Below are 25,959 nucleotides of genomic sequence, written 5' to 3'. Positions count from 1 at the left end.
CCTATGCGTTGTTTTTCAGCGGGGACTGTTCCGGAGGAATATCAGGGAACAGGAAGTTATGCAGTGCGAGCGACTGCAGGTTGTTTTTCTTCAGATCTTCAAGCGGCGTGAGGTTAAGTTGCACGGTATAAATGTCCCCGCCAGAGATTGGCGGAAGATTCTCTAAACGGCGCACATCATTACGACTCATCCAACCATTTTGCAGGGCCGTGGTGTAATACGCCGCTCGCCCAGCACTGTCTGCGCGTAGCAAGCCCTCCACGGAGAACTCGGCAAAATAGTCCTCATCATCGTCCAGCAAACAACGGGCAATCTCTTGCTCAATATTGACCAGAAGTGGACGTAATGTGTTTGTCAAAAACAGCAAATTCATGCCTTCAACACTGGACGCCCAACTGCTTTGCTTAGTCATGTGCCCAACCATAAATGGCGGGATCCTGAACCAGCGGCAAATTTCCTCGATACTAAAGGCGCGACTTTCCAGCAACTGCGCCGCCTCCGGATTCATGGTCACATTCTGGTATGAGAGTTTATTCTCCAATACCATCAGCTTGCCTGCGTTCTTTGAGCCAATAAAACTCTGCAGGCTTTTGCGCAAGCGCTCTCGCTGATCTTTATTTAGCGCATTTTCTGACGATAAAAAGCCCGTGCTCTGCAATCCGTTTTCAAATATTTTTGCAGCCGCCTCATCTACCGCCATTGCTGCACCAAACACATCAATACCGGCCTGTGTTGGCATCAAACCACAAATGCCATCTAAACCGAATCCGCGTATGTGCATCACCAACTCGGTAGGAATAACACGCTTTGCGCTACCTTCGGTGTAGGTGTATTCGAGGCGGCCATTGTCTAAGCGCTTAACCACCATGTTTTGCGGCAGTAACGGAACCAAAGCTACCAGCTTGCGGCCAATCATTTTCTTTTCGACAAAGGCATTGCCACGTAAACAGATGCTGGCTACCACCATCAGCATGAAGCGTGATGGGGTCATTTCGATATTAGGCCGTCGGCAAAGCACTTGATACGCAGGATGCTTTAGCGCTAATACCCGAGAGCCATCCTCTCGCCGCTGGTACACCTTTAGCGGCAATGTGGATACCGACTCACTGAGCAACCTTACGCAGCTCCATGTCGTAGACAACCGCATGATTTTGTCAGTCGTTACCACCTTTCCACTTGAGCTGGTACCAAACCATTCGTCCCAGAATGATCCGGTAGTTGTAGTGACTGGTACACCCAACCAATTTAAAAGGGCGCTTTTCACGCGCCCCGGTTGTTTAGTTTTGGCCATTACACACCTACGATTATCGGATCATCAAAAAAGCCCTCGACGTCACCATCGTCCAGTTCAACACCTTCAGCAGCACCAATTGCCATCGCTGCGGCAACAATGCCATCAATACGACCGGTACTGCGTTTCTTGGCGAAGATACGATTGTTCTTTTGATCAGCTTCGGTTACTGCTGACGCGGCATTCCAGCGAAGACACGGATTTGTTTTTATTGTTATGGACTCGTCATCTAACAATCCCTCAAACAGCTCAATCGAGTGAGGCATCCACAACCCTGAGTCTTGGGCCTTGAAAAAGCCCTGCCCATGAGGAACCAACGGCACCATAACGCCAGCCTCATCCAACTCTGGCTCGAGGTACTTAATCCGATACTGGTCAAAAGCGATAAGCCGTAGGTCAAATTGTTGCGAGAGCTCTGCGATCCGCTCAGCGACAAAGGCATATTTCACAGCCTTGCCCGGTGGTGCATGCATATGCCCTTTTTTAACCCACACGTCATAAGGTACGCGGTCAGTTTTAGCGCGGTGCAATAACGTATCTTGCGGAGTCCAAAACTCAACAGCCAAGATTTTTTTCTTTGGGAAATAGAGCGCAAGTGCGGTTAAGTCTCGCGTACCAGACAAGTCGAGTCCGCCATAACATTCCTCACCAGCCAGCTCAATGAGTTCAAAATCTTTCTCTCGAGCCATCCAGACATCACTGCTCATCCACGGATTATCCGCATCTACCCATTGGCAGAAATTAAGACGGCGAACAATGCTCTCCTTGGCCGGCATACCGCGCGCCTGTGTGACCTGTTCACGCAGATATTTATCCGTAAATGTGTAACCCAGTGACGGGTTAGCCTTCCCCCAGCACGATTCATCTTTGAAAGGGTCATCCCCTTCATCCAGCGAGCAGATAAACGAAAAGAAACTGTCGTCCTCTTCTGTGCCTGCAGCGATTTTTCTTCCGTACTCATGGTAGTCATAACAAACACTGGTTTTGTCATGTCCACTGTTGGTGATTAGGAACATTAGTGCCTGACGCCGACCTTTTGTCCCCGCCCGCATCATCTCAACGACGGTATTGGTTTTGTGTTCATGGACTTCATCAATCAAGGCACAGTGCGGTCGCGGCCCCGATTGCCCGTCATCAGAACTGATCGGCTTAAAGAAAGAACCCGTCTGCAGATATGCCAAGTTCCATGTATTAAGTCCCGCACCGGATTTAACCAACCGAGTAGACAATGCAGGCGACTGATCCACCATCGCCACCGCATCGCGGAACAAAATCATTGCCTGGTCTTTTTTGGTCGCCGCGGCGTACACCTCGGCACGCGGCTCGTTATCGGCCACCATGCAATACAAGCCAACCCCACCTGCTAATGGTGATTTGCCAGAGCCTTTACCCGATTCGATATAGCTCATCCGAAATCGACGGGTACCATCGCTGGACTTCCAGCCAAACAGTGAGCCAACAATGAAGCACTGCCACGGCAGCAGAATAAACGGCTTTCCCTCATGCTCACCGCCGTTGAGCTTGAGTACCTTGGCAAAGAAATCGATAACACGATTTGCTGCATCGACATCCCAAACCAGCCCACGCGACGGGCCATGCTCAAGATCTCTTAAGTGTCTGCTGCATGCATTGCGAATATCAGGGCCTGCGAGAATGCGGCCTTCAGTAACATCGCGTGCATACTGTGTTGCCGGGTCAGCCGAAGAACTGGCTGAGCGGGTCTTCTTTTTCCTCTCCACCATCTACTTTCACCTTCGTTCGTGCTGCCGGAGTGAGACCAAACTCAACGAGGTAACTTTTGAAACGGCGATCGGCATCTGCCAGCATGGCCACCGCCGGATTTGCCTTAATCAAGAAATCACCCATCTGAGTTTTTGTTGTGTAGGTCCTGCCTTCTATCGCGATAGTTTCACGTAGCTGCAGGATGTCGGCGTAAATATCACACAAGCGTTCTAGGGCTAAAGAGTCAGCCACAGTCAAAACGCCCATGTCGTCTAAAAGCAGGGACACCTTTACCCACGCCATTTTTCCCCAGTCGGTTAAATGCTCCGGAGGACTCGGTACTTCACGTCGTGGTTTAGGCTCATGATCATTGAGTTTTCGATTGCCCGGGTTACCGGTTACCACCTTTAAGTGGGTCGGTTTTGGTCGCCTTCCAGCCATCAGAACCTCCCAGAAAAAAACTTTTCATTTCGCGGTTGTGCGTAAAAAGGAGGACTGGCGGTCGTCAAAGGCGTTTCCCCTGAACTTTTAACCCGCCCCTCCCCAATGCGCGCTTGCACTGAATGGAATGCCATCCTCATCACAGCCTTGAGCTCGGCCTCGCTTCTCTGCCCGTTGCTTTGTTGAGTCATGATGTAACTTGCACAGCCCTTGCCAGTTGCTGGTATCCCAGAACAATTTCTGCGCTCGATCGATAGCAGCCTTATCGCCTGACTGCAGAGCCTCTTTGAGCCTGTGCGGTTGAATGTGGTCTACCACCGTTGCAGGGGTTATCTGCCCGTGCTCGCGGCACCACACGCATAACGGATGGCTTTTTAGGTACGACAACCTAGCCTTGTTCCAACGACTGCTATAAACGCTTGATGACTTCATGAGTCACTCCTCTTGGAATAAAGCGAGGTGCAATAATCTGCCCACTGCGGGAGCTGGATGCTATTGGCCTAAGCCTGTATAAGTGCAGATGCTCTCCCCGTGGGCATTATCGATGGCTCTCATTGAAAGCCATCTGTAATGCCCTTAGCCGAGCTGCAGCACACCGCTATCTACTGATCCGGAGAACGCAATCAAGCCGCTATAGGCTGGGACGTTTTTCCCCGTAGAGTCTTCAAATGCAGGAATCTCGCCATGCGTAATGGTGTATTCTTGCTGCCCTTCTTGTTCTGCGAAGCGCGCCAGCTCTTTGATCTGAGCAAGTGAAAGAGTAATCACATCAATCTCCTGTTTTAGTTACTGAGTTGTATATCCGCTCACATGCAGCACCTGCTACTCGAGCGCGGTCAGCTTCTTCTGCCATTGCTCCCGCAACTGCATCAGCTTCGCCGAGCAGCTCGGTGAGCACAGTGATAGAGGCTTCTGCTTTGCCTGCTCCGGCAGCTCCGGAAATCGAGCAGGAGCCACTGGATGAGAACTTAGCCCTGAGGGTTTTGAGTTGCTGCTGCAAGCCACGAGACTCAGCAGCGGCAGCATCACGCTTTGCTTTTTCCAGTTCATCGTTCGCCTCTTTCTCCTGAGCTGCTACAGCATCAGCCCGCCGTTGTTCTTCTGTACGGGCAGCTTCTTGCCTAAGCTGACGCTCTTCTGCATCAGCAGCATCACGCGCAATCCAGCGAGACTGCCACACCTCATTCATGGCAGCTTCCCCTGCGGAGTAACGCCACTCTGAGAAAAGCCACAGCGCCACTACAGCCATTGCGATGGCCAATAATGCACGGCGGCTAATCATGCCGGATACTCCGCACGACGCAGCTCAAAATGAGGGCCATCATAAAACCGCTCATCATCGCTACGACCATTCTCGTTCCAGTCACCACCCCAGCGAATCTTCACACCTAACTCACTGGCTGCAGAGAACATGGCTTCAGATACCGCAGTGAATACCTTACGGTCATTCCACGGGATAATTCCAGCCACCAGCGGAGCGCAGTCCACCGCGTGGCCAGTCAGGTGCCGGCTGTTCATGGTCTGGCTCTTGCCGTTGACCACCAGCTGACGCTGGCGAGCTTCGGTGCGCTTACCTTCAATGACTTTAAAGTCCACCTTGGTCAGCTCGATGGCGCGCTTCACCACCTTAACCAAGTCCGGATGCACGCCTCGCAGGTTTTCAAGGCTATGTTTGCCCAAGTAAAAAGACATCATTGCTCCTTTGGTACGTGCTTATTGATGATCCGCAAAGCAAAGATCTGCAGCTGCTTCACGCCGATAAAACCCACCATGCCGCCAATGAATGCAGCAGCGTCAACTGGTATGCCGAACCACTTCATTCCCGATACAAAGGAAAGAGAAAGGGCGCCACATAGCGCCCCTTCTAAAATCATCGTTCGTTTGGTACCGCCACCGTAGAGAACGCGGATAGCAGCAATGGTGAAGGCTAGACAAAAGGAATAGATAGTTGGTGAGTTCTGGTACGCCCATGCACATAGCATTGCCCAAATGCTGGGGTCTTTTTCCGGCATATAGCCCTCCTGAGCGTCATGGCGACGAGTCAGGGCTAACCAGTCGCATACAAAAAAGCCACCAGCACAAAAAGGCTGATGGCCGAAATTTGGGTACAAAAAAACCCGCTCGAGGCGGGTTTATGTCTATTGGATGCAGTAATCCACTATAGGATTACGATATTAAATCTGCCGCAAAATGAAATCAAGCTATCTAATGCGGAGCCATGCATCCATGAGAGCTGCCAAAAATAACGCTTATACGTTCGCTTTTTCAAAGCACAGCTTGATGGTTGGATTAGATGGTGAAGAAGAGACCTTCATCCAATCATCCACATCCGTCTTCACTAAAGCGGACAACATTTCTGCGTACGAATGAATCAGCTCTGCCAGCACAGAATACTCAACACGATTCACGGTATATTCCTGCTCAGAGACTTCGGACTTACCGTTCTTTTCATGCTTCATGTGCAGCGTGGTATAAAAAATGTAGAGCTTCGGCTCACGGGTGTTCGAATAGTCGATAGTCGCCTGAGAAAACAAGTTTTCCCATTTTTCCGAATGGCTCTGACTGAAGACAGACTTAGCCATATCAGTGATTTTGCTCTTCAACTTCGACTTGTCTGATTCACTAACGCCATCGTACAGCGACACGATTTGGTCAATCAGCTGATTGTAGTCTTTTGACTTGAAGGTCTGCTTAACGTAGTCATTAGTCAGCAGATGGAAGAATGGCGTGTTATCCATCCCAATGATGTAATTTGAAAAACGCTGCGCCACTACTTCTGGTGTTTGTACTGCTGGGTGAAAATCAGCTTTATTCTGGGTGTGGGTCATGATGCTAGAAATCGCGGTCGGCAAGTTACGCGGATCAGCAAAAATCTCAATACCCTTTGCATTAGGAGCACTGGTGTTGATACCTAAAAAATCCCCAACAGTATCAGCATACTGCGCCTGTTCTGTATTAACGGCCAACGTTGAAGCTGTTGCTGCCAAACTAACACCGCCTGCTACCCAATCGTTAACAAGCTGACGAACATTAGACATAGTATTTCCCTATCGGTTGATTACGGGCTTAGATGCCCTCTCACAGCTTAGTCCAAAAGACATACCCCTTTTACAAAATCACGAATTGTTCATAAAACCGGCCCCGTAAGATCCATGCCCTATGCCGCAAAACAAAATCAAGCCATATGGAAGGTTGCTAGTTCTTGTCGAAATTTCTGTTTTGCTAGCGCGTCCCAACCGTCGAGAATGCTTTTTACAAATTCAATTGCTGGGGCCCAATCACGGCGCCAACCTTTACGTAATACCGATGCATCTAAACCGGTATCAGCTGCGAGTACGGCAATGTATTCTGCCGGTCGATACTGGGCATCAACGTCAGTACCATGTCTAGCTACGTCATTGCAGATCAGAGGGATGAGTCGGATAAAAGCATCCCAGCGATCTTCGGAAAGTTTAAAACCGGCATCACCATAGCGACCAACGAACTCGCTCAGGACAACATCATAGAACTCTTGTGCTCGTCTATCGGAGATATAGCCAGGTGCGGCATAGGCAACCAACAGCCAACCGGATAAATGAGAAGGTAGCCTATCAACTGCAGCGAGCACTTTGCCTTTATCTAGCATCTTACAGATCTTTCTATCTGCGGTTTCATCACGGCCAGAGCTGACCTCGCCATAGCTGGTGGTTACACCCTCCGTAGCAATGCTAATTGCATCCCCTATTGACCTATTATTAATATCAATGACTAGCCCCATCTTCAGCTCGGATAAAATATGAACATGAAGATATTTTAATTGTTATAAAACCCCTTGGATAGACTACGCAATTTTTTATTTAAAGCGAAAAAATCATTTCGCTTAAGCAAAGGCCAATGATAGCCTTGACTCTCCGTAGCCATTGATATTTTAGACAAGCTAAGTAAGTCATTACTTTCAATCCCATCCAAGATAATTTTATCTACATGACACTTACAAACCTCCACTATCAATAACAATTGATGCATTGAACTACGCCAAACAATTTCCTTATCAATTTTTATCCCACTCCATGGGTAATCAAGTAGAGTACACAAAGATGATGAGTTAACACCAAAATGATCAAGCCATACTTCATGGCCATACTCTTTCAATTTCGAGATCGCAGATCTGACCTTTTGCATAAGCTCATAATCATAATCGAACCCCTTAACCTCAAATGAGAAACGATGATGATTATTCATTGCAGCTGATATAAACTCGGAATTTAGCAGGGCACTAACATCGATATTTATATGCATATTAAAACGACGAAAATCCAGTACAATATTGGATAATGCTTGCATCTTAATACAAGCCATTTTAGCCAAATCATTTACCCCCGACTCTAAATATAACCCATCAAAGCATGCTTCCTTATAGCATTTTGGCAAAAGCTCCACGGCTGTTATCTTACCTGAAGAGTTACTTACTATTGGCTGGGCAACCACATGAAAATCCATACCATTATATTTATAACAAAATATCAAATAATCATGCGTAATCGTACTCATACGGAATCCGGTCAAGAATTTAATTTAATGCGCTCATGGCTATGAGGCAAAATTTATAAAATAAGAGTTATTTATTTTGAAGTGAATATTTTTAAAATAAAGGGCTGACAAACCAGCCCTTTTGCAAATATCAAACAACAGTTAGAACTTATAACTTACACCAATCATACCTTGAATGCTGGTGTAATTATGGGCACCAACCTGAACTGATGTATTAGCCCAAACGCTCAGGTTGTTTTTAACGTTACCATCAACACCGACCTTGATCTGGGCTACATTTTTCACGCCAGCCTCAGCAATATTATATCCATTCATTGAAACTGAATTATCTCTTGTATTGTGAATCCAGTTCGCCTCAACAAACGGAGTAATATCTTTAACTTCTTTTTCTGCATCGATAGACTTCTCATTAAGAGAGAGTCTAACACCAAGTTTTGTTTGAAAATTACCGGAAATATTTGACTTAACAACAGTACCATTACCCTCAACAAATGTATCTGGTCTTACGCCCATATAAATAAGCTGCGCATGAGGTTTAACTATGAGACTAGTTTTGGTCCCATCTTCCGCAATAGTTTCTTTAAGTTTATTGATATTGCCAATTTCTAGAGATGCCGTTGTCCCTTTTGACTTATATTTCTCCGTAGACAACTCTTGCCCATCAACCGAGTTATTAAACCAAGAATACTGCAACCAAGAGTCAACGTATAATCCCTTCTCTTGCTGAGGGTTTTCAAACCATGTCCCATAAAAACCAAGGCTATACCCATCAACATGACCTTTCGCGGAGTAACCTGTCAGATCAGCTCTGGTCTTACTTGAACTATATCCATAGCCACCAAATGCACCAAAGGTAATAGAATCATTACCATTAGAGGACCCCTTATAAATATCCCCTCCCAATTGAGTCGTAAAACTATTAACTCTAGTTTTAGTACCATCAGATGAATCATTAAATGATGTGTGTTCCCCAACCTGTCTTAACCATAAACTATGATTTTTTTCTCCATTAAAATCAGCATGGTATGTGCTACCAATTCGATCGTAAAGGCTCATGTTAAACATCGTATTAGCTGCAATATTATTAGCTAAATAACTACCTACCTCTGGTCTTATCAATGGCTTAGGTGTTGGCTCTGGTGTTGGCTCTGGTGTTGGCTCTGGTGTTGGCTCTGGTGTTGGCTCTGGTGTTGGCTCTGGTGTTGTAAGATGACTTACTAAGTACCAATCTTTCTCTTTCTTGGTTAATTGATAATCATACGCCCCAGCAACAATCCTTGATTTTTGTTTAAAAATACCATTGGATTCGCCAGCAACACTGATTAATTCAATTCCGTTGATGGTTTGGTCGCCCATCCCCCCTGCATTTGAGACAGATACAAGAGATGTGCCACTACTATCACCGTCAATAATTAACTTGTTGGTTTCTGAGTTATCGCCCTCTAATTTTGTAACGAAGTGAATGGTTGCGTTATCACCATGATAGTTACCCTTAACGTGAACGGTTCTATCAGGAGAGGACAATACAACATCATTACCCTTCCCAAAATATAGATCACTACCACTCATAGCCAGATTATTCAGAACAGAACCAGCCGATTGCTTCCAGACACTATTGGCTAAAGAAACATCGGTGTTCCCACTGTCACCCAAAACAGATACACCATCTAAAATAGAACCTTGCGCATTAATAGCTAACTCACCTCCTTTGTTATCAAGCAAAACATTAGATCTCGATGACATAAGGTGGCTATCTAGCAAATTAATATTTGCAGAACCATCATTTATGGCTACTCCTGAGACCGCCCCGTCAACAGAGCTATTATCCAACGCTATAACCGCAGGATTTAGTGAGCCATTACCTGTAATTAGTAAACCATTAGCATTATCTGATACAAGGCTAGAATTTGATAAACCAAGAGTGCCGCCATTAAATAATGTGGCACCGTTAGCACCAACACCTGAGGTTTTTACATTCAAATTATCGCCAATTACCGAACCTTGACGAATAGCAATACCATGTGCATTAACACCAGTTGTCGATAAAGATGATTGTTTTATATTAACAGTTGCATCTTTACCATTAGCATAAACTGCGTAGCCGCCCTCACCTTTGGTATTGACTGTTATGCCAGTCCCTTCAATTAAGGATTTACTGCTTGGATTGTTTCCATCATTACCATCTTCCAGGGCGGATACACACTCACGACCGCCCCCTTGTAGTGAACATGACACTAAACCGAAAGAATTATATCCCTCCGTGCTAATCTCAGTTTTACCTGTAGCTGTAATTAATGTATCTAATCCTTCACCACTAACCTGTGATAATAAACCAACTGCCTGATTACCTTTTGTATCTATTTTATTAGTACCACTTAAGGTAACAGTGCTACCGAATTGGCTCACTACAGCGTTGGATGAATAATTTAGTGCTGAATTATTATTTCCTGATGTAGAAATGGAGCTGTCAGTAATAGATACTATTGTATCTTTATCTGTTGCTAGTACACCATATGCCCCTAATCCAGAGGTGGATACACCTACTTTATTCAGCGAAACGTTTGCTTTGTTTCCCGCATAAATAGCTTGAGCGCTATCTCCTACGGTAGATAGCGTAGAATTTTCAACAGATAACGATGAGTTAGCACCTTGTGCATTAGCAGCGTTAGAAAGCCCCGCTGTCATAACAGATGAATCAGACAGTGTCACATTACCACCGACTAACTCGATGCCATGAGAATCATCACCAGTAGTTTTTATAACAGAATTGTTATTTATTATTGCCTCTGAACCACCAGTAATTTCTATAGCAGAGCTTGTTTTTCCCGATGTAGTAACATCAACTCCAGAGGCTAAAACATTCCCCTTTGCCTGTGCAAAAATGCCAGATGAAACATCGCCTGATGTAATAACACTTGAGTTGGTTATATTGACAGAGCCATTATTCTCAGATATAACACCGGCACTATTAACAACTCTTAATCCATCGTGAGCCGTAGTTGAGCCATTGGATGATGCGATCACTTTTGAGTTATCAATATTGACGACCGCCCCATTGCCACTACTCAATACTGAACCACTGCTCGGAAGTTTCTTACCTCCTGATTCAGACGTAATCTCAGAACCTGATATATTAACCGTACCGCCTTGTTTTGCAGCAACGGAAAATGAATAGTTAGAAACACTATTAACTTTTGAATTGGTTATATTAACAGTTGCAGCATCTGATGATAAAACACCAAATGAATAAGGTGAAAATGCTGATATGCTAGATTGCTCTTCAATATTTACAGTAGAGCCATTTGAAGCGCTAACTGCAGGCGTGTTAGGGTTTCCTTTATTGTCACCAATGACGCCAACGAGATTGTGCACACCACCATCATCAAAACTTTGAACAGCAGCAAACGCACTACTAATTGAAGCAGCTAATAAACCTATTGTAAATATTGAATTATGAGAACATTTCATTTTAAAACGACCTTCTTATTTATTTGCCTTATCCCTGGCTATCCTCTCCTTGCTTTATTATCCACTGCAAAATAAACACATTATTAACCAAACCCTAAAGCCACAATAACAAAAATGACCGGGTGTTTTATAACATATAATACTGATTTTGATTTTGGAAGTATTTTCGCAATGAAAATATCCATTGATTTTATAAATCACACAATACACAAACAAGAATAGTTACAATAAAATAAAATAAAACATTCCATAAACAACTTTAAAAAACATTCACAACTAGCAATGCCATATAAATAATAGTTAATCATCAGCACAAAAAGATAAAACTCAGCATTTAAAAATAAAAAAGTACGAATCAACAAAATAACCAATCTACACATCAACACTAGTTCAGCTGATGCCTCTCTACCGTCAATAAGACGAAAGTAATTCCTAATATACGAATTAACTAAAAATGTAGCGCACAATGAAACTAAAATTAGTAACTCTAATTTTAGTTTCATTCGTTATTACTTTAATATTCCAAGAGAAAAAGCGGCATCTATCGTCTGCACCACATGCAACAACTGACTCCCATACACCTTCGCCCATGTCCTAGGATCTCTATGCAGTTCATCATGGTGCTGACGGCACAGTGGAATAGTGAAGATGTCATGAGCTTTGGTTCCCACGCCACCTTGGTTATGCCCAATCAAATGATGCGGATCATCAGCCTGAGATCCGCAGCAGACACACGGCTGGTTCTTAACCCACTGCGTATACTTTTCACATACCCACCTAATGCGCTTTGGTTTGAGCATAAATGATGCTGGCGGCTCTGGATCTACCTGAAGCGTTTTAACTGCCTTCTCTGTTCTAGCATCTAAAGCTGGAACTGAAGATACCGCTCTCTCAAGCTTCTGTTGTTGCTCAACTAAGCTAGAGCGCCCTTGCTTTACGTAATCCTCGCGCTTTTCTGGGATACGGAACCGCTCCCAATAATCAGGTTTATCACCTAACTTCAAAACCGGCTCGGGCTTAGGTTCCTTATAGCCAGCCATCTTTGCCATCAGAGCATCGGGTAAGTGGACTGTGAGTTCTTGGCTAACAGCGAACCACAAAACCTCATATAGAGACATAGGCCGGCCTGCAGGTACCTCAAGCCAAGAGCGCATCGTCTCGATGACATATTTACGGCGCAGCTGATCCAGTACTTGGTTCACTTTGGCAGCATATTCGCCGTCCCCTGCCCACCGTGATATTGAAGGGTCGTGATACCAACAGACTTGAAGTGCGCCTAAAGGGCTCTCCCAGATAATCTTTTCATGATGGCAAAACTTGTCATCCGCCAATTGGCATCGGTGGGTGTTTGTCCGCGCAATCCAGGCGCGCATTCCCTTTGTGCCACCACAGGCATTAAATACAGCCTCACTGGAATAGAACGCCATCATTTCAGGTGCAGCCTCAAGGCTGACATCAACCGTACCAGCATCACTTTTCTGCATGCTGTCAGGTGCGAGTGTTATCAGTACCTTCTTTCCCTGAAAACGTTGGACCGGTTCGGGCAGCTTGACCATAAGAACATCCAAGTCCTTCTGGATGTATGCCGGTACTAGATACGTTTTTTCAGAAAGCAAAATCTCAGCCCCCTTTTGCTAGCAGCTCCAGCAGGATTTGCACAAACCCCAATACCGATACGCCTGCAATCAGCCAAACCAAAAGTTCTACTACCGGTCGAATTATGCGTTTAGCCATGCTCACGCACTCCCCTAGCCGCTTTACAGCGTGCTGCCAAATCTCGAAGCGCACGAGCGGCCTTCAAGTCTTCGTCCCATGCATTAGAGTCAGACACCGGCGCGGTCACTGCTCTGCTGCGCGAACAGATGAACAGTCCACCGATAACGACAACCACCACGCCAGTTAGCATCAAGGCAATCAGCATCGGAAACTCTCCGCAAAGAAATAGGTCATCTGCTGTTCGTTTTGGACTTTCTGCACCACGCCGCCAGCACACAGCTCCGCGAGATCAGCAGCAAGGACAGGCTCACGCAAACCGGTCTGCTCACACAGCTCTACCGCAGTCCAAGCCTTTCGCTTGCTCCGAACAACATTGAGCAAAAACTCAATCCGGATATTTCTAATACTCACTGCAATACCCCCTTTGCTACTGATGTGCGGGCGCGAATGGCTGCCAGCATTGAGTCTCCCAACATCCGGTACCGGCCATCAACGTCAGCTTGCTGGGCTACACCAGCTGGGCGATGTTTATTTTCTAACTGAGCCACTGGTGATGGCACAGCCTCTCCGGACAGCAGTTTTTTCTCCCACTTCCGAAGCAGATTTTTTGCAGTCGAACGAACCTCTGCAGCGGTCTGGTTGTAGCGGTACATTGAGCGGCGCATATCCAGCACAATCCAGTACATCACCGGCGATGACCACGGGTATGCCTCTGGGATGCTGTAGTCGTGGTGGTTTGCACAGAACCGGTCAAACTCGGTCATCACATCGTCCAAGCTAGGCAAGCCAGGGATGGATGATTCAGCGCGACACCATGCGACAAATTGACCAACGCTAGGGATAAACGGCATCGGTTGAGAGCGAGCAACGCGCAATCCAACTCTGATCAGGGCCATGTCAGTAATACCGTTTTCAATCAACCCCTTTGCCCAAACCTGCTTGGCACTGTTCAAGCTTTGTGCATCTGGGTATGCGGTACGCCACGCAGGGAATGTGATCGCCAATTCGCGGAAAATCTCATTCACGTTTTGCACAGCTTCGGAATTAATCTGCACCTGCGAGTAATCCACAACACGCATCGCTGCGTTGCGCATGCCTGAACTGCTTACCTGCAAGTTTTCAAAGGTCTTAATCTCAGTCATGATCACAACCCCAATCCGTTATCAGCCCATGTGGTGTCATCCAGTGCATCTGACAGGTTGAACGCCGATGGTGCATTTCGGTCCCATGAATTACCGGCGCGGCTTGGGCGGCCGGCATCGTTCCAGTTGTGAGCCTTAACGACTCTGTCTTCGAATTTTGATGGTCGGAAAATCGTGGTCGGGCACAGGTGCTCGCGCATCTCAACGTCTGCGCCCCACATCTCGGAAAGGTAATCCAGCACCATGCGGCAGTCGTCCATGGTGTAACCCTCACGCAGTCGAGCCGAGATCATCCGAACATTGGCTGTACCTGCACGAAATCCCATGGTTGGAGCTGGCTTGCCAAGTTTGCTAGCCAGTTTGACTAGGTTTTGGTTCAAGTGGTCAATCAGGTCAGATACCTGCTGGCGGACGTCTTCCCCCTTGGGGGTAAGGGGGTTAGATCTTAGATCTTTAAGATTACTGGTAGATTCCGTACCCCGTTTTTGGGTGTCTTTGGCTCCAAAATTGGGTGTATTTACCTCAGTAACAGTACCGTTTTCGGTAGTGTTCATTTGGTTAACACACCCGTTTTCGGTAACGTTACCGTTTTTGGGTGTGTTCTCTTTATTAACAGCACCGTTTTTGGTGGTATTAAAACAAGCCCGTTTTTGGTGGTGTTGTGAGTCAGCGTAGCTTTCGTTAACACCCACCAGCCGATAAACAATAACCTGACGAGTTAAACCGCGACGCTCGCCAGTGTCTTCAATTAAGCCAAGCTCAACCAAGTGTTTAAGGCTTGTCTGCACGGTCTTAACGTTCAGCTCAGTAGCATCAGCTAATGCAGCGATAGATGGGTATGCACACAGATCAGCACCACACATATCAGCTAGCCACGTAAGAACCGCCTTTGATGAAGAACGGCCAGTCTTAATCGGCTTTGCCCATCTCATTGCGTCAATGCTCACTTTGCGCCTCCGAATGCAATTTTTTAAGACGCTTGGCTTGCTCTGCCCAGAACGCAGCAGCCTCCAGACGGTTGATAGCCCATTCACCAGCTGCGTCTTGCTTTGCGTAGTAGTACTGCGCTTTCCCATCGATGCCGAGAACCGTAGATTTCAGGATCGGCTGAATTGGATTGGAATAGGTCTGTGATTGATGCATTGCTATTGTCTCTCAACGTTTGTCAGTGCGGCGGTTACCGGTGGTCGGCCGGCTGCGCTCTGCAAGCATGTGTTCCAGATGTTCAATCGCGTGCTGATTAGCGCGCTGCACATCAATCCACTCGGCCAATGCCGCTCGAATTTGATCAGTAGACGCTGATTCGTTAAGAGGGATCTGCAGTGACGCCTCAATAGCCTCACCAAATTCTTTTGATGCAGAGCCAAGCTTTGCATTCAGATCTGGGACGTTAGGAGTGCAAGACGGTTCATTTACAGCGGAAACAATAAATCCAGCAGGGCCAAGCCATAGATTTAGAACTTCTTCCCCTAGCTTTTTTGGTATCCCACCAAAAAAAGCGACACTGAGATCTGAGACAACAGCACGTGCATCAGGCGTGTCTTTTGATAACCAGCGAGTAATGTTGGTGCGGTTATTAGCAATAGCTGCCTCACTGATTGTTTCACGCAATATTGGCTTGCCGTTTTCACGATGCAGGCCACCAGCAAAATAATGATGAGCAATTAGCTCACAGATAACAGAAACATCAGCCCCATGCTGAAAACGCCACGCGTCATACGCATAACGAATCAGCGTATGCAGCGTCATCATGTCGGTACTACGACGCTGTTGTTTATGAGTGAACACCCTATTTTTGTTCATTCTGATACCTTTGAGTTGTCAGGTGATTGTTGATGCTTCTCCGGGGAGAACTTCAGCTCACCATTAGTTAAAAAATGCAGCTTCATGGCCCAGTCGTCAGGAAGAACATCACCGGTCGCCTTCTGCCGCTGATAGACCGCAGCAGGAGAGATACCAAGAGCGCGTGCCATTTTTGAGCGGTTACCGAAATGTTTTGCGGCTTCGGTGATCGTCATCTTCTACGCCTCGAAATGTAAGTGTTATTACAATTTAATTTGTAAGCTAACTTTAGTCAATAGAATGTAAGCTAACTTATATTTTTAATTGGATGGGAGCTTTGCCATGGCTGAACTAGAAACCATCGGGCAGCGCGTTAAACGCCTGCGTAAAGCAATGAAAATGACTCAGATTCAGGTCGGTAAAGTGATCGGGATTTCCGGTGTTGCGGTTGGTGGATGGGAGCGTGACGAGTCCAAGCCTAGCGGCGAAAACCTATATCGCCTGGCAAAGCTTCTCGGTGTTGATGAGTCAGTGATCCTGTATGGTGGAAAAACGGAATCTTTTACGAATGCAGTACCAATGCCTACGGCAACAGCAAGGCTGGTCCCTGTGATCAGCTGGGTTCAAGCGGGACAGTGGACTGACACATGTGTGAGTGCACAGATAGATATGGACAGCGTACGCTGGCTAGAAACAACATCAAAAGTATCAGATAGCGCTTTTGCGCTCGAGGTGCGCGGTGACTCAATGACTAATCCGTACGGCGCGCCAAGCATCCCTGAAGGGTCTACCGTAGTGGTAGAGCCGCGTTATGGTTCTGTGGAAGAGTTAAACGGGAAAATTATCGTTGCCATGCTGGAAGGTGGCACTGAGGCAACAATAAAAAAACTGCAGATAGATGGCCCGACAAAGTATTTAGTTCCGTTAAATCCAACATATAAGCCTATGGAAGTTAACGGTAATTGCAGAATTGTCGGGCGAGTACGACAAGTTATTACCGAGCTTTAATCATAGTCGGCCCTGCTCAGCTCTAACACCAAGGACTGTTTTTGTTGCAGGGTCGAAATCGCATTCATAGATATGATTTACCCACGCACCAAACCCATTCTGGTACTGAATTTTATCCCCTATGTACGTTAGAGTGCCGGCATCTTTATCGAGCCAACGGTGATGACTAAATTTAGACTCGAGAGTTTTGTCAGTCCATTTAAAGCTGTTTTTTGCTAGCCGTTCGATCTCCTGATCGCACTTCATTGATGCAGCTAAACTGTTTTTATCTCCCCAGCACTGCAAACTTTGCCGGCATTCAGCTTCAATCTTAACCCTGCTATCAGTCTCATCACTTGATGTACATTTCAGCAACGAAAATACAATAAAAAACGTTCCTAACAAAACGAACAGACCACCAACAATGCCTAACCCCTGATCCTTTTTCTTTTCAGGAGCAGGAGTAGCAAAAGTAAAGCTTGGATTTTCAACGCCACAATGTGGACAAACCTTAGCCTCCGTTGAGACATCCTTTCCACACTCTCGGCATTTTGTCATTGCCATTGAAGTCATCCTCGAAACATAAAACGCCGCCAATTATAACATGCTGTTGTAACTGGATTTTTATATAACAAGAACGCCATCAACTTAGATTCTCGGCAAGAAAATAACTCTTTTGTGTTGACTAAATATAATTATGCTTATATTTTTTATTAAAACGACGGTTACGAGCACTGCTGTGTAACGGGCTCATTCCCCAACCTACACAGGTATCCAGTGCTTTCTACAGCAAAGCGCCTTGGTCTTCGGACTATTCCTTTTAACGGTCAATGGTGTGTAAACCGATGATCAGGACGCTTCGCTGTAGTGAATATTGAAATGGAGCACCGGCCAATGCAGAAGTAAGCGGACAGACCGCTCGGAGTCATCCGAAATGCTGAGTAGTGATCAGCAGCCGAGTACCTCTGGTAGCAAGAACAGTCTCTCTTGTCAGGCATCTTCACAAACGAGACCCGGTTACGCAGCTGTATGCCATATCAGCACCGGTCATGAGCCGAAGACATCCAAGGGCATGGGGTTGACTACCGTCGGTCGGTTATAAACCCAAAAGCATCAACGAGGCGGCGACTTTTGGGTGATACCGCCTAACCAGTAAAGCCTGTTAGCAGGTGTACTCTGGTCACGCTCGCTGTGAGGTGAGCACACAACTGAGATTGCACTGCGTGAGGGACACGATACCCCATGGAGTGCCTAGGCGAAAGGCAGCTCAAATCCGAGGCACTCCCCAACAATGGATGCGCCCTGAGGAATATCGGAGCCTGCTGCTCAAACAGTGCAATCTCAGTTGTGGTGAATGCGTAATAGCTAGACGCAACCTTAATAGCAGGACAGGTGGGAATAAGAGGCTTGAGACGCGCTTGAAAGCATAGCGGTAAATACCACCATCCGAGATCAGCTCCGGACACCACAACTCCTAAAGTAAGGAGGCAACATGCCAACACTGAAAATTAACTGGCAGGGTGCATGCCCACAGGGCTGAAATTCCAGAATAACCGTCACGCCAACTAATAAATTAATTTCCAGATAAACAGTGCTCACGCGCTGCGGATTAACTCAACCTGAAAAAGGCCAACCAATATGATGTGGTTCAAGAATTTAATTATTTACCGACTGACTCTCACGGTCGAATTCCATGAAGAAATTCTGGAGAAGCAGCTAGCCTATTTCGCATTTACTCCATGTGGAAGCCAAGACAGCTCAAAGTTCGGATGGGTTCCCGTGATCACCGGCACTCAAACCATGCTGCACAAGTCAGGTCACCACATCATATTGTGCGCACATCGCGAAACCAAGATTCTTCCTACTGCAGTGGTAAAGCAGGCCGTAAATGCCAAGGTGGCCAAGCTGGAATCTGAGCAGCAACGCAAGTTGCGTAAAGCAGAGAAAGACACCATCCGCGATGAAGTGCTGCATACCCTGCTTCCGCGCGCATTCAGCAAGCACGCACAAACCATGATCTGGATTGATACATCAACACAGCGCGTGGTCGTGAATGCTGGGTCAGCGAAACAGTCGGAAGACGTTCTGGCCTTACTTCGTAAAACCATCGGAAGCCTGCCAGTGGTACCACTTAGCGTACAAAAACCGATTGAGCTAACCCTTACCGACTGGGTACGCAACGGTGATCTTCCTGCGGGATTCAGCTTGCTTGAAGATGCTGAACTTAAGTCTGTTCTTGACGATGGCGGCATCATCCGCTGCAAGCATCAAGAACTGGACTGCGATGAAATTGCATCTCATATCGATGCGCAAAAGCTGGTAACCAAGCTGGCTCTGGATTGGCAAGACCGTATCAGTTTTATGCTTTGTGATGATGCATCTATCAAGCGCATTAAGTTTGCCGACGAACTGCGCGAACAAAACGATGACATTGACCGTGAGGATCCTGAAAAGCGTTTTGATGCTGACTTTGCTCTGATGACTGGCGAGCTTAACGCATTATTCAGCCAGATGTTTGATGCCCTTGGCGGTGAATCAAATAGCCAGGCATAGAAAGCAAAAACCCCGCTTTAACAGCGGGGGTTTTACGGGGTTCCGCGACCAAACGAAGCCCCTAGAGACAAGAGCAATGACCCAATCACAAGCCACTCTCTGCAAGAGCAGCATATCAAGTAATACAACAAAGAGACAAGACCAATGACCCAACAAATAAAAAAAGACGATGATTCACTGTTAACACCTGAGCAGGTATGCCTCATGCTAGGAGGAGTAACGACAAAAACATTGAGAGAATGGAATGTTAATCATAAATATAGAAAAATTCTATCGCCAATACGATTCACTCATCGTATTGTTAGATATAGAAAATCAGCTATTATTGAATTTATAAACAAGTGCGAAAGTGATTACTGAAAATTAATACCCTCCTAAAAACGAGAGTGTTGCAGCCCTCATTAACTATACCCTCGCAGGGCTGCTAAATTTTCAGCATTAATCTGTACCACCATGATTCCCATTATTTGTCAAATCAACCTTATTAATCTCCTCATAATACTCCCACCTTAATAGATTCATAACTATCATATAAATATTAAATACAAATGATTTTAATTGAAGAAGAAGATAAACAAGACTACTACCGATAAGCGTATAACCAAACTTAGAAATTAAAACCTTTATTGCATAAGGGTTCGTATCAAAAATGTTAAATAAATAGTTAATAGCATTACTTAGAAAACCACCTTTCTGCCCAAGAATCATCACCATTGCATATATTACAGCAAGTGAAATATACGAAATAAAAACCTTAATGAAAACAAAGAAGTTATATTTTAACGTTGGTAGGTTATACTTCTTGTTTTTATGATCCATCATGGCCAACATCATTTTTGGTTTGGTCAGTGTCGCAAAGATAGTAAACCCAGCAATAAGAAATCCCAATGTCGTAATTGAAAAATTAAACCCAAATGATGCCCAATCTCTCAAATTACTTAGAAGTATATCTGTCCGTTTTTCCAATAAAAACGAATTAATAGCCAGACATATAAAAACACAGGCTACAATAAATATTTGCAACCCCCCTGGGAATATAAAAAATGCTTGTTTATATATATCTAAAAGAGATTTCTCTTTCGTGATATCTTTGGGGTCAAAGGAGTACATAATTAAAACCGACCAAATAGTTTTTTGATATTATCTATTGTTTTGTTAGCTATATTTGGCATGGTAATAGCTCCCGCTTGAATAAGATCATTAAATTTTCTATATTGGGTGCGTGCAGATTTTTTTACTTCTTTAGGTAGTTCTTCAACGTCAACACTTAGGCTAAAACTATCCTGATTACCCTTTAAAGCATCACCATGCGCATCAATACCCTTTATATCAACAGCTGAATTACCAAGAGCAGTTGCCGTTACAGTTTTATCCAACACCTGTTTATTATCTAACCCTGTAGTATGACTTGTAAAATCGACCTTCACTACGGAGTCTTTCCCCATGCTAACTCGACTCTGATCCATAGAAGCCCAGAAGTCATCATTATCAATCTCTTCACGATTGGTAGGTAGAAGCTTAATGCTCAATTTATTTATCGTCTTAAATCTACCAATAAATTTATCTAATGATTCTTTATCTGCTAGCGGGGTAATCCGAAGATGTGGAGGTGGAGTATCCTCCATTAATTTTTTCTTTGTAACTCGCTCTAATTTTGGATTCTGTTCCCTAGCTTCATCAGCCTCGTCACGTTGTTTGCTAATATATTCCGCATACGCGTTACTTAAGCAATATTGACTTGTATGTTGAAAGTTTTGAATTGTTGGCGCACCAGGGACCTCTTTGGTTAAGATAAGTCGATGACTATTAAGAATAAGAAGGAAAGTTGAGCTTGGAGCAGATTCCATCTCATCCTTATCATCGACCAAACTACCATCTCTGAAAATTTGGTCACGTTTGAGCTTAGTGTTTTTTACTATTCGACCGGTGATCCCAAGAACTGGATTTTCTGCTTTATCGTCAAGAACTATAAGCTCAGTATCTAAAAAGAAAAATTCACTATGATCGCCAATTTTACGAACATACTTCATTTCATAAAATGACGGCATAACGACTTCATCAAACAGATCAAGAAGAACTTTTTTATTCCCAAACGTAAGGGTGTAGTTACCAAACTCAAGACGCTTAACAAATGACATTTTATCTTTCCCAGATTCTATAATAAAAAACAGCCACCATATCGAATTAATGCTAATTTGTGTGTATTTTAATTTAAAAACACATTCACTTAATATATAGAGATATAAAAACCACTATAAAATAAAAAAACCAACATTATCAAAATGTATTATATGACATAACATCATTTACTGTCACGATACACATAGAATTGTCGTCTAAACAAGAATCATGTCAATGATTGTTTTCCATCTTTTAATAATTGATTGATCCGCTCCACAATACTGCGATCATGTATCTGCATTGCTACCCGCTTTAACTCCATTTCTTCGTTAGACAGTTCATTCGAAAAATCATAATGCTCTGCCATTGGATCACGTGCCTTGTCGGAGTGGTGCATACACAGCTTGCTGATCTCGGTGGCATCCGCGCGTGAATATCCTGCGGCACGCAGCTGCACCAGCAAGTTGGATTTCAAAAATTTACGGCACATGGTGCAGAACGCACTATCGCGCCCCTTAACTGTGTGCTCGCCAATTTCACCGTAAATTGCACCATCAGGGGTATGCGTCTTAACCAGTTTATCCAAGCATCTGCGCTGGAATGGTTTAGTCGGCTTCCGCGGCATCACGAATACGTAGTCCTGATTCACGCTTCCGACTGGTGCTGAGTCACGCCACTGTTTTTGCTCGAGCAAAATAGCCTTTACGCTTGGAGTGACAGGTAAACGGAACTCTTTCTGCGTCTTCATTGCGCCGCGCATGCCCTCAGTTCCTGCCGGATACACTATCTCTGACAAGTCAGGCGACACATACTCCCACATCAAGTTTGTCACATTGATTGGGCGCACGCCTGTCATGATCATATACCGCACAGCATTGCGCTGTTGCTGTGACGAACACAAACCAACATTAACCCAAAGCTGTGCGATCGAATCCAGATCGGTATAACGGCGCGATGGCTGAGCCTTGTGCACGCGTGATGATACATAGTCTGCCGGCACCATGTCGGCCACGTTACGGCCACCAGCGAAGAGTGGCGCACCAAACGTCCAAAGCCGCCGCAGTTCCGCAAATAGCTCGATGGCATAACTGCCACGTACATCAGGCGACCGAATCCAGCCGTCCAGTATCTCAATGATTCGCGGGTACTGCACATCGCAGAACAGCTCACGCTCTCCAAAAGCCGGCCGTATCCACTTTTTCAGACGAACACAGTATGTCTCGAACGAGCGCTCACTCAACTTGCCCCGCGCTACTTTCCCGCGCAGATCCTCAATCATGGCATCAACAGCATGATGAACCGACTCTGCAGATAAACCGGTGGCAGCTTCCTCTTCCGCCTTCTCGCGCGCAATTTGGATTTGCATCTCTGGCCACTCGCCCAACTTCCGCCCCTTTAACCCCATTTTTTTGGGATACTCAGAGTAGAACGTAACCTTGCCAGCTTTGCTGAAATCAATACGCAGATAGCTCTCACGCTCATATTTAGATCGGCGCGGCTTACCTATTTCCGCTAGAATAGTTTTAGCAGCAGTAACACAAATCCTGAGCTGAGAGTTGGTATAGGGCGGTTTACATGCATCCCATGAGGATTCCGCCTTTAAATATGCTGGTGATTGATTGGTATAACCTTTCTGTGTTACAGAGTCCATGACCGCAACCCCCTGATCTAAAATGAGAGAATCAATAGTGCTAAACATTAGCACTGTTTGCTGGGTCAAAATAGTTTTGTGTTGCGGTTTTGTGTTACTGAAAGTCGTTTCCCATCGTTTTTATACTGTATATAAGTACAGATAGTGCGTTAACGTGCGCTTTGTTATATTCGATGTAACGGCATGATATATATAGACTTTATAGGTAAATCAGTAAGATGGCGTTACTAATCACTGACAAATGCATTAATTGCGATATGTGTGAACCCGAATGCCCTAATCAGGCCATTGCGATGGGGGAGCAGGTGTATGAAATCGATCCGGATCGCTGCACCGAATGCGTCGGGCATTACGATACTCCGACCTGCATTAAGGTTTGTCCGATTGACTGCATTATTACCGATCCGGCGCGCACCGAAACCGATGAGCAGCTGTGGGAAAAATTTGCCTTGTTGCACCATGCCGACAAGCTGTAAGCACCGATGACACAATAAAAAAGGCTGATCACCGATCAGCCTTTTTTTGTTTGTCACTTTTTTATTTGTTACTACTTTATTTGTCACTACGGACGATAAAGCTAGCGGAGGATAAAGCGCAGCGCCTGCAAGCAAGCCCTACGCCCATCCACCTAGGCCAGAATTAGGCCTGCACGCCGTGCTGACGCCACCATTCGCCCAGCAAAATACCGGTCGCGACAGACACGTTCAGACTTTCAACATGCCCAGTACCAGGGATAGACAAGGCCAGATCGCCCTGCTGCAGCGTATCATCGCTGATACCGCCCTTCTCTTCACCGAACACGATCACCACTTTAGCTGGCAGCTTAGTGCTGAACACAGACTGACCGGCATGGCTGGAGGTAGTCACGATGGTATAACCCGCCTGACGCAGACGCTCTAAGCCCGCAGCGAAATCTTCTACTGCGATCGGTTGCAGGAATTCAGCGCCACCTTCGGCAGTACGTACTGCGGCGCCAGACTCCAGATTGCCGGCTTGACGCATCACCACTCCACGAACACCAAAGTGCGCGCAAGAACGCATGATGCCGCCCAGATTGTGCGGGTTAGCCACATTTTCCAGCGCCAACAAGCAATCGCTGTCACGTGCGGTATCCAAATAGTCCAGCAGGTGCAGTGGACGACGCTTTTTGATCAGCAGACACACACCGCCATGGTGCTCACTACCGGCCACTTTCGCCATCTCTTCCGCATCGACCACGTGATAGGCTTTGCGGTTAGCCGCCATCCAGCGCAGGGTATCGCTAAAGCGTGGGGTGACTTGCGGGGTAAACCAGCCGCGTACAATCACATCCGGACGATTAGCAAACAGCACCTGACAGGCGTTCTCACCGTAAATACGGGTCTCTTCCGCGCGCTGACGGCGGATCTGATCCATATCGATACCATTATGCAGCGCTTCTGGCTCGTCAGACTCCACCTCAACACGCTCAGCGCTACGCGCATTACGCTTCAGGCTCAGGGTCTGCTCGCCGCCCACATAGGCAGACTCACGCTCAACGGGGGTGTGCGCCACGAAGGTCACATTGCCCTGTTCATCTTGTACACGGTCAAAGCGCTGCTTTTCTGCATTGCCGCGTGGTGCATCGCTACGGCGATCAGAGCGACGATCATCGCTGCGCTTGTCATGACGTGGACGGTCATCACGGCGACCTTCTCCACGGCCTTCGCTGCGGCGATCGTCGTTAAAGCGTGGCTTGCGCTCACCGTCACGCTCGAAGCGTGGGCGGTCATCGCGGCGACCGTCACCGCGGCCTTCGCTGCGGCGATCGTCGTTAAAGCGCGGCTTACGCTCGCCATCACGCTCGAAGCGTGGGCGGTCATCGCGGCGACCCTCACCACGGCCTTCGCTGCGGCGATCGTCGTTAAAGCGTGGCTTGCGCTCGCCATCACGCTCGAAGCGTGGGCGGTCATCGCGGCGACCTTCACCACGGCCTTCGCTGCGGCGATCATCGTTAAAGCGTGGCTTGCGCTCGCCATCACGCTCGAAGCGTGGGCGATCATCGCGGCGACCTTCACCACGGCCTTCGCTGCGGCGATCATCGTTAAAGCGTGGCTTGCGCTCACCGTCACGCTCGAAGCGTGGGCGATCATCGCGGCGACCTTCACCACGGCCTTCGCTGCGGCGATCGTCGTTAAAACGTGGCTTGCGCTCACCATCACGCTCGAAGCGCGGACGGTCATCACGGCGACCTTCACCACGGCCTTCGCTGCGGCGATTGTCGTTAAAACGTGGTTTTTGCTCGCCATCACGCTCGAAGCGTGGTCGGTCATCACGGCGACCTTCATTACGGCCTTCGCTGCGGCGCTCATCATTGAAGCGCGGCTTGCGCTCACCGTCACGTTCAAAGCGTGGGCGGTCATCACGGCGGCTCTCGTTGCCACCCCGGTTACCATAAGGGTTGTCGTAGCTGTTGTTGTCCCGGTTAAAGCGGGGTTTACGATCGTCGGTCATGAATTTCTCCAAAATTTTGGGGCGCGCAGCTTATCCGCCCATCCTTCTGGCAGCAAGCAACAAATTGATCGGCGCAGTGTAGC

The 25,959-nt window shown here is 46.5% G+C and carries 25 protein-coding genes and 1 pseudogene; 3 read left to right on the top strand and 23 right to left on the bottom strand.

The features are described 5' to 3' along the window. Position 1: 1 nt before the first annotated feature. The 18 genes from NCTC9997_RS03110 to NCTC9997_RS03030 form a co-directional block, all read right to left on the bottom strand. Positions 2-1,291: a phage portal protein gene (locus NCTC9997_RS03110; protein WP_064977277.1), complete on the bottom strand. Its 1,290-nt coding sequence runs from the start codon at positions 1,289-1,291 to the stop codon at positions 2-4. Then, positions 1,291-3,033, bottom strand: coding sequence for a terminase large subunit (locus tag NCTC9997_RS03105; RefSeq protein ID WP_064977276.1), 1,743 nt, complete (start codon positions 3,031-3,033; stop codon positions 1,291-1,293). Before NCTC9997_RS03105 ends, NCTC9997_RS03110 begins: the two co-directional genes overlap by 1 nt. Continuing rightward, positions 2,987-3,454, bottom strand: coding sequence for a phage terminase small subunit P27 family (locus NCTC9997_RS03100; protein WP_064977275.1), 468 nt, complete (start codon positions 3,452-3,454; stop codon positions 2,987-2,989). Before NCTC9997_RS03100 ends, NCTC9997_RS03105 begins: the two co-directional genes overlap by 47 nt. An 87-nt stretch (positions 3,455-3,541) precedes the next feature. Beyond that, on the bottom strand, positions 3,542-3,886 hold the full coding sequence (locus NCTC9997_RS15280; RefSeq protein WP_064977274.1) for an HNH endonuclease signature motif containing protein: 345 nt from the start codon (positions 3,884-3,886) through the stop codon (positions 3,542-3,544). A gap of 144 nt (positions 3,887-4,030) precedes the next feature. After that, complete coding sequence (locus NCTC9997_RS03095) at positions 4,031-4,222, bottom strand: hypothetical protein (protein ID WP_064977273.1); 192 nt, start codon at positions 4,220-4,222, stop codon at positions 4,031-4,033. A 1-nt stretch (position 4,223) separates the two neighbouring features. Beyond that, positions 4,224-4,736 carry a DUF2514 family protein gene (locus NCTC9997_RS03090; RefSeq protein WP_064977272.1) on the bottom strand — a complete coding sequence of 171 codons (513 nt, stop codon included), beginning with the start codon at positions 4,734-4,736 and terminating at the stop codon, positions 4,224-4,226. Beyond that, a complete protein-coding gene (locus tag NCTC9997_RS03085; RefSeq protein ID WP_064977271.1) occupies positions 4,733-5,149 on the bottom strand; it encodes a M15 family metallopeptidase in 417 nt (138 codons plus the stop codon). The genes NCTC9997_RS03090 and NCTC9997_RS03085 overlap by 4 nt, the downstream gene beginning before the upstream one ends. Then, positions 5,146-5,466, bottom strand: coding sequence for a phage holin, lambda family (locus NCTC9997_RS03080; protein ID WP_064977270.1), 321 nt, complete (start codon positions 5,464-5,466; stop codon positions 5,146-5,148). The genes NCTC9997_RS03085 and NCTC9997_RS03080 overlap by 4 nt, the downstream gene beginning before the upstream one ends. A gap of 237 nt (positions 5,467-5,703) precedes the next feature. Further along, positions 5,704-6,492 (bottom strand): hypothetical protein, encoded by a 789-nt coding sequence (locus tag NCTC9997_RS03075; protein ID WP_197665238.1) that lies wholly within the window; start codon positions 6,490-6,492, stop codon positions 5,704-5,706. A gap of 137 nt (positions 6,493-6,629) precedes the next feature. Then, positions 6,630-7,211 (bottom strand): hypothetical protein, encoded by a 582-nt coding sequence (locus NCTC9997_RS03070; RefSeq protein ID WP_064977269.1) that lies wholly within the window; start codon positions 7,209-7,211, stop codon positions 6,630-6,632. A gap of 35 nt (positions 7,212-7,246) precedes the next feature. After that, the gene (locus NCTC9997_RS03065) at positions 7,247-7,984 is read right to left on the bottom strand and encodes an EAL domain-containing protein (RefSeq protein WP_064977268.1); all 738 of its coding nucleotides are present in this window, start codon (positions 7,982-7,984) and stop codon (positions 7,247-7,249) included. Positions 7,985-8,125: 141 nt separating this feature from the next. Beyond that, entirely contained in the window at positions 8,126-11,452 is a 3,327-nt protein-coding gene (locus NCTC9997_RS03060) for an autotransporter outer membrane beta-barrel domain-containing protein (protein WP_082935460.1), read from the bottom strand. Between the two features lie 509 nt (positions 11,453-11,961). After that, positions 11,962-13,068 (bottom strand): DUF968 domain-containing protein, encoded by a 1,107-nt coding sequence (locus NCTC9997_RS03055; RefSeq protein ID WP_156669233.1) that lies wholly within the window; start codon positions 13,066-13,068, stop codon positions 11,962-11,964. 507 nt (positions 13,069-13,575) lie between these two features. Next, positions 13,576-14,310, bottom strand: a complete 735-nt coding sequence (locus tag NCTC9997_RS03050) for a replication protein P (protein ID WP_064977263.1) — start codon at positions 14,308-14,310, stop codon at positions 13,576-13,578. A gap of 2 nt (positions 14,311-14,312) precedes the next feature. Then, positions 14,313-15,257 (bottom strand): conserved phage C-terminal domain-containing protein, encoded by a 945-nt coding sequence (locus tag NCTC9997_RS03045; RefSeq protein ID WP_082935459.1) that lies wholly within the window; start codon positions 15,255-15,257, stop codon positions 14,313-14,315. Then, positions 15,247-15,453 carry a hypothetical protein gene (locus tag NCTC9997_RS03040; RefSeq protein WP_064977262.1) on the bottom strand — a complete coding sequence of 69 codons (207 nt, stop codon included), beginning with the start codon at positions 15,451-15,453 and terminating at the stop codon, positions 15,247-15,249. The genes NCTC9997_RS03045 and NCTC9997_RS03040 overlap by 11 nt, the downstream gene beginning before the upstream one ends. Before the next feature lie 12 nt (positions 15,454-15,465). Beyond that, a complete protein-coding gene (locus tag NCTC9997_RS03035; RefSeq protein ID WP_064977261.1) occupies positions 15,466-16,113 on the bottom strand; it encodes a hypothetical protein in 648 nt (215 codons plus the stop codon). After that, the gene (locus tag NCTC9997_RS03030) at positions 16,110-16,328 is read right to left on the bottom strand and encodes a Cro/CI family transcriptional regulator (RefSeq protein WP_064977260.1); all 219 of its coding nucleotides are present in this window, start codon (positions 16,326-16,328) and stop codon (positions 16,110-16,112) included. Before NCTC9997_RS03030 ends, NCTC9997_RS03035 begins: the two co-directional genes overlap by 4 nt. Before the next feature lie 106 nt (positions 16,329-16,434). Here NCTC9997_RS03030 and NCTC9997_RS03025 point away from each other — a divergent pair, with 106 nt between their 5' ends. Next, entirely contained in the window at positions 16,435-17,100 is a 666-nt protein-coding gene (locus tag NCTC9997_RS03025; protein ID WP_064977259.1) for a LexA family protein, read from the top strand. On the opposite strand, the gene NCTC9997_RS03020 is transcribed toward NCTC9997_RS03025, so the two are convergent. Next, entirely contained in the window at positions 17,101-17,643 is a 543-nt protein-coding gene (locus NCTC9997_RS03020) for a zinc ribbon domain-containing protein (RefSeq protein ID WP_064977258.1), read from the bottom strand. A gap of 1,074 nt (positions 17,644-18,717) precedes the next feature. Here NCTC9997_RS03020 and rdgC point away from each other — a divergent pair. Continuing rightward, positions 18,718-19,632 (top strand): recombination-associated protein RdgC, encoded by a 915-nt coding sequence (rdgC, locus tag NCTC9997_RS03015; RefSeq protein ID WP_064977257.1) that lies wholly within the window; start codon positions 18,718-18,720, stop codon positions 19,630-19,632. A gap of 438 nt (positions 19,633-20,070) precedes the next feature. On the opposite strand, the gene NCTC9997_RS03010 is transcribed toward rdgC, so the two are convergent. The 3 genes from NCTC9997_RS03010 to NCTC9997_RS03000 form a co-directional block, all read right to left on the bottom strand. Further along, entirely contained in the window at positions 20,071-20,742 is a 672-nt protein-coding gene (locus tag NCTC9997_RS03010; RefSeq protein ID WP_197665237.1) for a hypothetical protein, read from the bottom strand. A 2-nt stretch (positions 20,743-20,744) separates the two neighbouring features. Further along, on the bottom strand, positions 20,745-21,770 hold the full coding sequence (locus NCTC9997_RS03005) for a hypothetical protein (protein ID WP_064977255.1): 1,026 nt from the start codon (positions 21,768-21,770) through the stop codon (positions 20,745-20,747). Positions 21,771-21,979: 209 nt separating this feature from the next. Next, positions 21,980-23,404, bottom strand: coding sequence for a site-specific integrase (locus NCTC9997_RS03000; RefSeq protein ID WP_064978419.1), 1,425 nt, complete (start codon positions 23,402-23,404; stop codon positions 21,980-21,982). A 218-nt stretch (positions 23,405-23,622) separates the two neighbouring features. Here NCTC9997_RS03000 and NCTC9997_RS02995 point away from each other — a divergent pair, with 218 nt between their 5' ends. Continuing rightward, complete coding sequence (locus NCTC9997_RS02995; RefSeq protein WP_010862390.1) at positions 23,623-23,880, top strand: YfhL family 4Fe-4S dicluster ferredoxin; 258 nt, start codon at positions 23,623-23,625, stop codon at positions 23,878-23,880. A gap of 163 nt (positions 23,881-24,043) precedes the next feature. Here NCTC9997_RS02995 and NCTC9997_RS15275 read toward each other — a convergent pair. After that, positions 24,044-25,162, bottom strand: a pseudogene (locus NCTC9997_RS15275) (tRNA/rRNA methyltransferase); the annotation flags it as partial. Positions 25,163-25,959 lie beyond the last annotated feature (797 nt).

Source organism: Plesiomonas shigelloides, assembly GCF_900087055.1.
GTDB lineage: Bacteria > Pseudomonadota > Gammaproteobacteria > Enterobacterales > CAMTGL01 > Plesiomonas > Plesiomonas shigelloides.
This window is presented reverse-complemented; position numbering and strand designations above follow the sequence as displayed.

What these genes read in the sequence shown, in the direction of transcription:
- NCTC9997_RS03110 (WP_064977277.1), bottom strand. Translation starts at nt 1,291, where the DNA reads ATGGCCAAAACTAAACAACCGGGGCGCGTGAAAAGCGCCCTTTTAAAT.
- NCTC9997_RS03105 (WP_064977276.1), bottom strand. Translation starts at nt 3,033, where the DNA reads ATGGTGGAGAGGAAAAAGAAGACCCGCTCAGCCAGTTCTTCGGCTGAC.
- NCTC9997_RS03100 (WP_064977275.1), bottom strand. Translation starts at nt 3,454, where the DNA reads ATGGCTGGAAGGCGACCAAAACCGACCCACTTAAAGGTGGTAACCGGT.
- NCTC9997_RS15280 (WP_064977274.1), bottom strand. Translation starts at nt 3,886, where the DNA reads ATGAAGTCATCAAGCGTTTATAGCAGTCGTTGGAACAAGGCTAGGTTG.
- NCTC9997_RS03090 (WP_064977272.1), bottom strand. Translation starts at nt 4,736, where the DNA reads ATGATTAGCCGCCGTGCATTATTGGCCATCGCAATGGCTGTAGTGGCG.
- NCTC9997_RS03085 (WP_064977271.1), bottom strand. Translation starts at nt 5,149, where the DNA reads ATGATGTCTTTTTACTTGGGCAAACATAGCCTTGAAAACCTGCGAGGC.
- NCTC9997_RS03080 (WP_064977270.1), bottom strand. Translation starts at nt 5,466, where the DNA reads ATGCCGGAAAAAGACCCCAGCATTTGGGCAATGCTATGTGCATGGGCG.
- NCTC9997_RS03075 (WP_197665238.1), bottom strand. Translation starts at nt 6,492, where the DNA reads ATGTCTAATGTTCGTCAGCTTGTTAACGATTGGGTAGCAGGCGGTGTT.
- NCTC9997_RS03070 (WP_064977269.1), bottom strand. Translation starts at nt 7,211, where the DNA reads ATGGGGCTAGTCATTGATATTAATAATAGGTCAATAGGGGATGCAATT.
- NCTC9997_RS03065 (WP_064977268.1), bottom strand. Translation starts at nt 7,984, where the DNA reads ATGAGTACGATTACGCATGATTATTTGATATTTTGTTATAAATATAAT.
- NCTC9997_RS03060 (WP_082935460.1), bottom strand. Translation starts at nt 11,452, where the DNA reads ATGAAATGTTCTCATAATTCAATATTTACAATAGGTTTATTAGCTGCT.
- NCTC9997_RS03050 (WP_064977263.1), bottom strand. Translation starts at nt 14,310, where the DNA reads ATGACTGAGATTAAGACCTTTGAAAACTTGCAGGTAAGCAGTTCAGGC.
- NCTC9997_RS03040 (WP_064977262.1), bottom strand. Translation starts at nt 15,453, where the DNA reads ATGCATCAATCACAGACCTATTCCAATCCAATTCAGCCGATCCTGAAA.
- NCTC9997_RS03035 (WP_064977261.1), bottom strand. Translation starts at nt 16,113, where the DNA reads ATGAACAAAAATAGGGTGTTCACTCATAAACAACAGCGTCGTAGTACC.
- NCTC9997_RS03030 (WP_064977260.1), bottom strand. Translation starts at nt 16,328, where the DNA reads ATGACGATCACCGAAGCCGCAAAACATTTCGGTAACCGCTCAAAAATG.
- NCTC9997_RS03025 (WP_064977259.1), top strand. Translation starts at nt 16,435, where the DNA reads ATGGCTGAACTAGAAACCATCGGGCAGCGCGTTAAACGCCTGCGTAAA.
- NCTC9997_RS03020 (WP_064977258.1), bottom strand. Translation starts at nt 17,643, where the DNA reads ATGGCAATGACAAAATGCCGAGAGTGTGGAAAGGATGTCTCAACGGAG.
- rdgC (WP_064977257.1), top strand. Translation starts at nt 18,718, where the DNA reads ATGATGTGGTTCAAGAATTTAATTATTTACCGACTGACTCTCACGGTC.
- NCTC9997_RS03010 (WP_197665237.1), bottom strand. Translation starts at nt 20,742, where the DNA reads ATGTACTCCTTTGACCCCAAAGATATCACGAAAGAGAAATCTCTTTTA.
- NCTC9997_RS03005 (WP_064977255.1), bottom strand. Translation starts at nt 21,770, where the DNA reads ATGTCATTTGTTAAGCGTCTTGAGTTTGGTAACTACACCCTTACGTTT.
- NCTC9997_RS03000 (WP_064978419.1), bottom strand. Translation starts at nt 23,404, where the DNA reads ATGGACTCTGTAACACAGAAAGGTTATACCAATCAATCACCAGCATAT.
- NCTC9997_RS02995 (WP_010862390.1), top strand. Translation starts at nt 23,623, where the DNA reads ATGGCGTTACTAATCACTGACAAATGCATTAATTGCGATATGTGTGAA.